This is a genomic window from Hydrogenophaga sp., from assembly GCF_048549895.1.
Taxonomy (GTDB): domain Bacteria; phylum Pseudomonadota; class Gammaproteobacteria; order Burkholderiales; family Burkholderiaceae_C; genus Hydrogenophaga.
On sequence record NZ_JBLYYB010000161.1, the window covers coordinates 1 to 2,804 of the forward strand.

The window sequence follows — 2,804 nt, forward strand, 5'->3', positions numbered from 1 at the left end:
CTGCAATTCAAAGGCAAACGGGTCACGGTCCGGCGCGGCAATCATCCCGCCCATGTCCTTGGCCTCAAGTTCCAAGCTGGCTTCACAAGAGCGCATGTTAGGAGCACCCAAGGTTTTTCGTCAGAGAAATTCACAAAGGTTGATCGATCATGGAAATCTCCAAGGCTGAAATCTCTTCAGCGGCCGCTGCTTCGCAGGGCAACACCTCCCCCGCTTCCGGTGCTCAGGACCTCATGGGTTCCGAGATCCTCATCAAGTCGCTTCAGGCTGAGAACGTCCAGTACATCTGGGGCTATCCCGGCGGTGCAGTTCTCTACATCTACGACGCGCTCTACAAACAAGACACCATCCAGCACGTGCTGGTGCGCCATGAGCAGGCTGCCGTGCATGCTGCTGACGGCTACGCACGTGCCACGGGTGAAGTGGGCGTTGCGCTGGTCACATCCGGTCCAGGTCTCACCAACGCAGTGACCGGTATCGCTACGGCGTACATGGACAGCATCCCGATGGTGATCATTTCCGGACAGGTGCCCACCCCCGCCATCGGGCTGGATGCCTTCCAGGAGTGCGACACGGTCGGTATTACCCGCCCCATCGTCAAACACAATTTCCTCGTCAAGGACCCGCGCGATCTGGCCATGACGATGAAGAAGGCCTTCCACATTGCCCGCACCGGCCGTCCTGGCCCCGTGGTTGTGGATGTGCCCAAGGACGTTTCCTTCAAGAAGGTACCGTACAGCGGCTATCCGCAAAGCGTGGAAATGCGCTCGTACAACCCTGTGCGCAAGGGCCATGGTGGTCAGATTCGCAAGGCGCTGCAACTCCTGCTGGCGGCCAAGCGCCCCTACATCTACACCGGCGGTGGCGTGCTGCTGGGCAATGCCACCAATGAGTTGCGCACGCTGGTGGACATGCTGGGCTACCCAGTCACCAACACGCTGATGGGCCTGGGTGCATACCCCGCGTCGGACCGCAAGTTCCTGGGCATGCTGGGCATGCACGGCACCATCGAGGCCAACAACGCCATGCAGAACTGCGACGTGCTGCTGGCTGTGGGCGCGCGTTTTGATGACCGCGTGATCGGCAATCCCAAGCACTTTGCGCAGAACGACCGCAAGATCATCCACGTCGATATTGACCCGTCGAGCATTTCCAAGCGCGTGAAGGTCGATATCCCGATCGTCGGCGACGTCAAGGACGTGCTCACCGAGCTGATCTCCATGATCCGCGAGAGCAGCACGCGCCCTGACTCGGGTGCTCTGGCCGCCTGGTGGGACACCATTGAAGGCTGGCGCAAGCGCGACTGCCTCAAGTACAGCATGGGCAGCCCAGACGTCATCAAGCCACAGTACGTGGTCGAGACGCTGTGGAACATGACCAAGGACGCGGACACCTACATCACGTCCGACGTGGGCCAGCACCAGATGTGGGCCGCGCAGTACTACCGCTTTGACGAGCCACGCCGCTGGATCAACTCTGGCGGCCTGGGCACCATGGGCGTGGGCATCCCGTACGCCATGGGCATCAAGCTGGCAAAGCCGCAGTCCGAGGTGTTCTGTATCACTGGCGAAGGCTCGGTGCAGATGAACATCCAGGAGCTGTCCACCTGCCTGCAGTACAACACGCCGATCAAGATCTGCTCGCTGAACAACCGCTACCTGGGCATGGTGCGGCAGTGGCAGGAGATCGAATACTCCGGCCGCTACAGCCACAGCTACATGGACGCGCTGCCCAACTTCGTGAAGCTGGCAGAGGCGTACGGCCATGTGGGCATGTTGATCGAGAGTCCCAAGGACGTAGAGCCCGCTCTGCGCGAAGCCCGCAAGCTCAAGGACCGCACCGTGTTCATGGACTTCCGCACCGACCCCACCGAGAACGTGTTCCCGATGGTCCAGGCCGGCAAGGGCATTACCGAGATGCTGCTGGGGTCGGAGGACCTTTAAGCCAAATCGGCCTCCAGCGCTTGTTCATCAAGCGCTACCAGCTATCGAATAGATAGCATTCACTTTTTTGACGAATCTATTGCCTGCCAAGCCCATGCATTACCGTGCACGGGGGAGGGCAGCGAAAAGAGGAATCTGCACCTATGAAACACATCATTGCCGTTCTGCTGGAAAACGAACCCGGTGCGCTGTCGCGCGTTGTCGGCCTGTTTTCTGCCCGTGGTTACAACATCGAATCGCTCACCGTGGCGCCCACTGAGGATCCATCGCTCTCGCGCATGACGATCCAGACCACGGGCTCCGACGATGTGATCGAACAGATCACCAAGCATCTGAACCGCCTCATTGAGGTCGTGAAGGTGGTCGATCTCACCGAAGGTGCCTACACCGAGCGCGAGCTCATGATGGTGAAGGTGCGCGCGGTGGGCAAGGAGCGCGAGGAGATGAAGCGCATGGCCGACATCTTCCGTGGCCGCATCATCGACGTGACCGAGAAGAGCTACACGATTGAGCTGACCGGCGACCAGTCGAAGAACGACGCTTTTCTGCAGGCCATTGACCGCACCGCCATCTTGGAAACCGTACGTACGGGTGCCAGCGGCATCGGCCGCGGCGAGCGCATCTTGCGCGTGTAAGACAATTCACCCCGTTTTTCCCATTTCAACCCCCAACAACGCATTTCAACCGGAGCGACCCATGAAAGTTTTCTACGACAAAGACACCGACCTGAGCCTGATCAAAGGCAAGACCGTGGCCATCATCGGCTACGGCTCGCAGGGCCATGCCCACGCACAAAACCTGAACGACAGTGGCGTGAAGGTCGTGGTCGGCCTGCGCAAGGGTGGTGCATCGTGGGACAAG

At 59.8% G+C, this 2,804-nt stretch carries 2 protein-coding genes and 1 pseudogene; all 3 read left to right on the forward strand.

The window, feature by feature from the left end; translation table 11 throughout:
* The first annotated feature begins 149 nt into the window (after positions 1-149).
* Entirely contained in the window at positions 150-1,943 is a 1,794-nt protein-coding gene (locus ACN4F8_RS15820) for an acetolactate synthase 3 catalytic subunit (RefSeq protein WP_055393777.1), read from the forward strand.
* A gap of 143 nt (positions 1,944-2,086) precedes the next feature.
* Positions 2,087-2,578, forward strand: a complete 492-nt coding sequence (gene ilvN, locus ACN4F8_RS15825; RefSeq protein ID WP_007857867.1) for an acetolactate synthase small subunit — start codon at positions 2,087-2,089, stop codon at positions 2,576-2,578.
* Between the two features lie 61 nt (positions 2,579-2,639).
* Positions 2,640-2,804, forward strand: a pseudogene (locus ACN4F8_RS15830) (ketol-acid reductoisomerase); the annotation flags it as partial.

What these genes read in the sequence shown, in the direction of transcription:
- ACN4F8_RS15820 (WP_055393777.1), top strand. Translation starts at nt 150, where the DNA reads ATGGAAATCTCCAAGGCTGAAATCTCTTCAGCGGCCGCTGCTTCGCAG.
- ilvN (WP_007857867.1), top strand. Translation starts at nt 2,087, where the DNA reads ATGAAACACATCATTGCCGTTCTGCTGGAAAACGAACCCGGTGCGCTG.